The sequence below is a fragment of the Pseudoalteromonas sp. APC 3694 genome (genome assembly GCF_030407565.1).
In the GTDB taxonomy this organism is placed as follows: domain Bacteria; phylum Pseudomonadota; class Gammaproteobacteria; order Enterobacterales; family Alteromonadaceae; genus Pseudoalteromonas; species Pseudoalteromonas tetraodonis.
In genome coordinates this window covers 1-5,825 of record NZ_JASDDE010000011.1, presented here as the reverse complement: position 1 = coordinate 5,825, position 5,825 = coordinate 1, and the positions used below count along the sequence as shown (strand labels likewise).

Below are 5,825 nucleotides of genomic sequence, written 5' to 3'. Positions count from 1 at the left end.
GAAAATGGTCGGCGATGCAGGATTTGAACCTGCGACCCCTTGGACCCAAACCAAGTGCGCTACCAAACTGCGCTAATCGCCGATACTTACTATTGCCTGCGAGTGACCTCGTTGACAACGGGGTGCATAATAGTGATTTGACCGGGTTAGGTCAAACGTTTTTTTAAGAAAACAAATCAATTGCTCATTTTTAGTTCATAATGGTCAAATATTACGATACAGGGATAAAATTTAAACTCTTTTTTATAATTCGGGGGTTATAATTTAAAAGCAACTTGGCGCTCAACCGCTTTTCTGCGAAAATAGCCGCCATATTAAAAAATGAGTAAGGTGAAGGTCTTTTTCTTTATCGGCATTTTAACCCCTATATATGCATTCGTTTTTTAAATGTATCGGTATCAAGTTAATTAACCTAATTAAAGGTCACCCATGACGGCAAACATCATTGATGGTAAAGCAGTAGCAAAACAAGTACGTAGCGCAGTGGCTGAACGAGTTTCAGAACGTGTTGCACAAAACCTTAGAGCCCCAGGATTAGCTGTGGTGCTTGTTGGACAAGATCCAGCAAGCCAAGTTTACGTTGGTTCAAAGCGTAAAGCCTGTGAAGAGGTTGGTTTTATTTCTAAATCATTTGATTTACCCGCAGACACAACAGAGCAAGCGCTATTAGCATTAATTGATGAATTGAATGTTGATGGCGAAGTTGACGGTATTTTAGTGCAGCTCCCTTTACCAGAGGGCTTAGATGCAGAAAAAATTCTTGAGCGTATTACTCCACACAAAGACGTTGATGGTTTTCACCCTTATAATATTGGCCGATTAGCACAGCGTATGCCCGCTCTTCGTCCATGTACACCTAAGGGTATTATTACTTTACTAGATTCAACCGGCGTACGTTACAAAGGCATGCATGCTGTGGTTGTTGGTGCCTCTAATATTGTGGGTCGACCTATGTCACTTGAGCTGTTACTCGCCGGATGTACCACCACTGTTTGCCATAAGTTCACCCAAGATTTAGAAACGCATGTACGTCGTGCTGACTTACTGGTTGTAGCAGTGGGTAAACCTGAATTTATTCCTGGCGATTGGATAAAAGACGGCGCCATTGTTATTGATGTAGGTATTAACCGTTTAGACAACGGTAAATTAGTGGGTGATGTAGAGTACGCCGTTGCAGAACAAAAAGCTGACTTTATTACCCCTGTACCAGGCGGTGTGGGCCCGATGACTGTTGCCAGTCTAATTGAAAATACGTTAGAAGCGTGTGAGAAATATCACAATAAACAAAAAATAAAGTAATGAAGAGCCCGCTTAATTGCGGGCTTTTTGTATCATCATTCTTCGTTTTATTAATGCCAAGCCTTGTGGCAATACCGAAAATACGATCATTAATAACATAATCGCGTACTGCCAACTTTCATATTGTTCGTTAATCAATAACCCTGCGCATAAAATGCCGGCAATTGGGTTAGCTATAGTGCCAAAAGTAAATTCAACTACTGACATTCGCCCTAATAACCAAACATATAGGATGTAAGCCAAAGCAGTATTAGGGACCACTAGCCAAAATAACGCCAGCCATTGCGTGGTATTTATTGATGCAGTTAAAAATTGATTGCAGAGGAGCAAAATAAAAAGCCTGTATTGCAGCAGCAATCGCTAGCAAACTGCCACCAATGATTAATTGCCACGTTAATACTGTCCACCAGTGTACTTTAGCGGTCACTTTTTTTACCAGCGTACTGCCTATAACAATAGTCAATAGCGCCCCTATCAGTGCCACTACTCCCAATAAATTAAGTGCAATATGTTGTGGGTCAAATAAGCGCCATGCTAAAACCACTAAAGCAAGGGCACAAAATCCTTGCACTAGCGCTGGCTGTTGTCGTTTAACAAGCCAAGCATACAATAATGCCACTACCGGTACAGACACCATACCGACACCTGCAATCGCAGCAGGTAAATTAATCGCCATTACAAAAATAAAACTAAAAAACAACGCAATATTGATTGCGCCTATTAGAAAAATGCCTGGCCACTGTTTAGCCGTTGGCCAAGAAGGTTTAAATAACAACAATAATAAACCAGCAGGGAGTGCACGTATGGCTCCTAGCAAGATTGGCGGCCACTCTGGGGTTGCGTATTTAGTTACCGCATAAGTCGTTCCCCATAAAAAAGCTGGGATCATGGCAAGTAAAATATTCATTAATTTTCCATTTTTAAATTGATGAATGCGAGTTTAAAACCTCAACTATAATTGAGGTCAACAATATCAATTTTATTAAAAGCATAATCAATCTAATGCAATTGATATAACCAAAAAAGGGTTACCCTATGGCAACCCTTTTTTTGTGTTCAGCGCGTTATGGCTAAATCCGCAAAGCTCAACAAACCCTAAGCTTTACGCCACGTTGTTTTTCCCGCTGAATCTTCAAGTACTACACCTAACGCATTTAGAGCATCGCGAGCTTCATCTGCTGCAGCCCAATTTTTACTGGCACGTGCGTCATTACGTTTTACAATCAGTGCCTCAATTTCAGCCACTTCATCGTCGTTTTGACCGCCTTGTAAAAATGCCTCTGGTGCTTGTTGAGCAATACCAAGTATTTCACCTAAGCTACGTAGAATAAAGGCTAAATGTCCTGCTTTTTCGCTATCACTGTCTTTTACACGATTTAGCTCTTTAGCAACTTCAAACACAACCGGTAATGCTTCTGGCGAATTAAAGTCATCATTCATGGCTTTTCTAAACTTAGCCACATACTCATTACCTTCAAGCTCACATTCAACTGGCTCAACGCCACGTAATGCGGTGTAAATACGCTCAAGAGACGAACGTGCTTGGTCTAAGTTTTCTTGAGAGTAATTGAGCTGACTGCGGTAATGACCTGATATTAAAAAGTAACGAACCGACTCTGCGTCATATTGTTTTAATACCTCACGAACGGTAAAAAAGTTATCTAACGATTTAGACATCTTCTCTTTGTTCACTTGTACCATACCGGTGTGGATCCAAGTATTTACATACTGGCCATTATTTGCACAACATGATTGCGCGATTTCGTTTTCGTGGTGCGGGAACTGTAGGTCTGAACCACCACCATGAATATCAAAATGCTCTCCTAAGTGCTTTGAACTCATCGCTGAACATTCTATGTGCCAACCAGGGCGACCCTCACCCCAAGGTGATGACCACGACGGCTCCCCTGTTTTGGCTTTTTTCCATAAAACAAAGTCAAGTGGGTCATCTTTATCTTGTGCTACTTCAACACGCGAACCTGATTGCAACATGGTTAAATCTTGTTGCGAAAGCGCCCCGTACTGCTCAAAGGTAGAAACATCAAACAATACATCACCATCGGCTGCAACATAAGCGTGGCCTTTGGCAATCAAACGCTCAACCATAGCAATAATTTCATCCATGTGGCCGGTTACGGTTGGCTCTATATCAGGACGTAGCATATTTAAACTGTCAAAGTCTTCATGCATGGCTTTAGTCATACGCACGGTTAAGTCGTTAATCGCCTCACCGTTTTCATTTGCGCGCTTGATAATTTTATCATCAACATCGGTAATATTACGTACATACTTTAAATCGTAACCTAAGTGGCGAAGGTAGCGAACAATTACATCAAAACCCACAAATGTGCGTGCATGGCCAATGTGACAGTAATCATAAATGGTGATACCACACACATACATGTCGATTTTTCCATCGACCATAGGTTTAAACTCTTCTTTTTGGCGTGTCAGTGTGTTGTATATTTGTACCATTTAGTTGCTTTCCTTCACGATTAACAGAAAAGCTATGTTACCACTTGCTAAGCACGGGCTCTAGCGGTTTATAACAAACCTAACATCTACTTTGTTAATCTGAGTCAACTACGATAAAATAGCGCCAATATTTAAACTAGCTATAGGAAACCTCATGGTTGTTCTACACACAAACTTTGGTGATATCACCATTAAAATGCACGAAAGCGAAGCTCCAAATACAGTAAAAAACTTTTTAGAGTATGCAAACTCAGGTTTTTATAACGGCACTATTTTTCACCGTGTAATTGATGGTTTTATGGTTCAAGGCGGTGGTTTTGCATCTGGCATGGAGCAAAAAGAAGTAAACGACCCAATTGAAAATGAAGCTAACAACGGCCTATCTAACAAAGTAGGTACTTTAGCAATGGCGCGTACGCCTGATCCACACTCAGCTACAGCGCAATTTTTCATTAACGTGAATAACAACGACTTTTTAAACCACAGCAGTGAAACATCACAAGGCTGGGGTTACTGTGTGTTTGCTGAAGTAGTGGAAGGCATGGACGTAGTAAATAAAATCAAAGGTGTTGCTACAGGTAGTAATGGTTTTCACCAAGATGTACCACTTGAAGATGTGGTAATTGAAAGTGTAACTGTAAGCTAAAACCTCCTTATTCTTCACAGAATACATAAAGCGGGTATTCACCCGCTTTTATTTAACTGGAATCACCATGACTCGCCAAACCTACTTTATTGCCGATTTACATTTGAGTGAAAATCGCCCAGATATTACAGCGGCATTTTTTAAATTTTTACACTCCCATATTGTTCCTCAAAAAGTAGACGCCCTATATATTTTAGGTGATTTTTTTGAAGTTTGGGTTGGTGACGATTATGTTAGCGAACTCTCAGCAGCAGTGGCAGAACAACTAAAAGCGGTTAATAACTTAGGTATTCCTATCTATTTTGTACACGGTAATCGCGACTTTATCATGCGAGAACAGTACGCCGATATGGCAGGAATGACCTTACTGAATGAGCAAACAGTGATCGACCTCTACGGCACTCCTACTGTCATTTTGCACGGTGATGAAATGTGTACCCAGGATGTTGAGTACCAAAAGTTTCGTCGAAAGAGCCGTGGTTGGTGGTGGCCTAAACTTATGCTTGCTATGCCATTGTGGTATCGTAAAAAAATAGCCCGTGATGCACGTGAAAAAAGTAAGCTCAGCCAAGCTAATAAGCCAATAGAAATACTGGATGTGGTGCAAAGCGCAGTACTCGAAACCTTCGCCAAACATAACGTGGCTAATATGATCCACGGCCATACTCACCGCCCTGATGTACATACCTATGAAGTTAATAACCAAACGCTTACTCGCACAGTATTGGGCGATTGGTATACTCAAGGATCGTATTTAGTGGTGACCCCTAATTTTCAAGAGTTAGTTTCGACCCCCTTGTAGGGTTTTTAGCCTTTATTGACTAATTGTAATGAGACTTTGCTTTTAAGTCAGGTAAAGTAATAATAAATTGTGTTTTAAAATAGGTATCGCTTTGTGGTTCTGAATGAAGTTTGATGTCCCCTTTTAAAACCTTGGTTACCCATTGATAAACTATATATAAACCTAAACCCGTGTTACCTCTAGCTGTAGTATAAAAGGGTTCAAATATATCTGCCTTTATCTCACCATTAGCATCTTTGCCATTATCTGACACGCTCAGCCTCACCCTATTATTAGTCGCTTGTTCGACTTTTATTTCTATTACCCCCTCCTGCTTTTCATCAAAAGCATGGTTTAGCGCATTAACCACTGAGTTTTCGACCACCTAAGAAATAATACCTGGCAAGCTAATTATATGTTTATTAAGTAAAAAACAGTTTTCACTTTTATTGGCGAGTTTTTTAACCTGGAGTTTAATGACAATAATAGCTCTTCAATAATTTTTTCAATATCACATGCTATAAATTAATCATTATGGCGATCAATCGCCATTTTTTTAAAACTTTTTACTAGGGCGTGTTGATCTTTGTGGTATGAAAAACAAACAGCATGAAGATAAGGTAT

5 protein-coding genes, 1 tRNA gene and 1 pseudogene are annotated in these 5,825 nt (G+C 40.3%); 3 read left to right on the top strand and 4 right to left on the bottom strand.

The features are described from left to right. Window positions 1–5: 5 nt before the first annotated feature. Window positions 6–82: transfer RNA gene (locus tag QMA00_RS05940), tRNA-Pro, on the bottom strand. Window positions 83–429: 347 nt separating this feature from the next. Between QMA00_RS05940 and folD the strand changes: the two genes are divergently transcribed. Next, window positions 430–1,299, top strand: coding sequence for a bifunctional methylenetetrahydrofolate dehydrogenase/methenyltetrahydrofolate cyclohydrolase FolD (folD, locus tag QMA00_RS05935; protein ID WP_076922194.1), 870 nt, complete (start codon window positions 430–432; stop codon window positions 1,297–1,299). Between the two features lie 12 nt (window positions 1,300–1,311). Here the strand turns inward: folD and QMA00_RS05930 are convergent. Both QMA00_RS05930 and cysS read right to left on the bottom strand, forming a co-directional pair. After that, window positions 1,312–2,206, bottom strand: a pseudogene (locus QMA00_RS05930) (EamA family transporter). A 188-nt stretch (window positions 2,207–2,394) separates the two neighbouring features. Next, the gene (cysS, locus tag QMA00_RS05925; RefSeq protein WP_076922193.1) at window positions 2,395–3,774 is read right to left on the bottom strand and encodes a cysteine--tRNA ligase; all 1,380 of its coding nucleotides are present in this window, start codon (window positions 3,772–3,774) and stop codon (window positions 2,395–2,397) included. A 154-nt stretch (window positions 3,775–3,928) separates the two neighbouring features. On the opposite strand from cysS, the gene QMA00_RS05920 reads away from it, so the two are divergent. Together QMA00_RS05920 and QMA00_RS05915 are read left to right on the top strand one after the other, a co-directional pair. Next, window positions 3,929–4,420 carry a peptidylprolyl isomerase gene (locus tag QMA00_RS05920; protein ID WP_008111051.1) on the top strand — a complete coding sequence of 164 codons (492 nt, stop codon included), beginning with the start codon at window positions 3,929–3,931 and terminating at the stop codon, window positions 4,418–4,420. 67 nt (window positions 4,421–4,487) lie between these two features. Further along, window positions 4,488–5,222: a UDP-2,3-diacylglucosamine diphosphatase gene (locus QMA00_RS05915; protein ID WP_036981895.1), complete on the top strand. Its 735-nt coding sequence runs from the start codon at window positions 4,488–4,490 to the stop codon at window positions 5,220–5,222. A 19-nt stretch (window positions 5,223–5,241) separates the two neighbouring features. Here QMA00_RS05915 and QMA00_RS05910 read toward each other — a convergent pair whose 3' ends face one another. Continuing rightward, window positions 5,242–5,571 (bottom strand): ATP-binding protein, encoded by a 330-nt coding sequence (locus QMA00_RS05910; protein WP_254843661.1) that lies wholly within the window; start codon window positions 5,569–5,571, stop codon window positions 5,242–5,244. Between the last annotated feature and the right edge of the window lie 254 nt (window positions 5,572–5,825).

Coding starts and splice junctions, on each gene's coding strand:
- QMA00_RS05920 (WP_008111051.1), top strand. CDS start 3,929: ATGGTTGTTCTACACACAAACTTTGGTGATATCACCATTAAAATGCAC.
- cysS (WP_076922193.1), bottom strand. CDS start 3,774: ATGGTACAAATATACAACACACTGACACGCCAAAAAGAAGAGTTTAAA.
- folD (WP_076922194.1), top strand. CDS start 430: ATGACGGCAAACATCATTGATGGTAAAGCAGTAGCAAAACAAGTACGT.
- QMA00_RS05915 (WP_036981895.1), top strand. CDS start 4,488: ATGACTCGCCAAACCTACTTTATTGCCGATTTACATTTGAGTGAAAAT.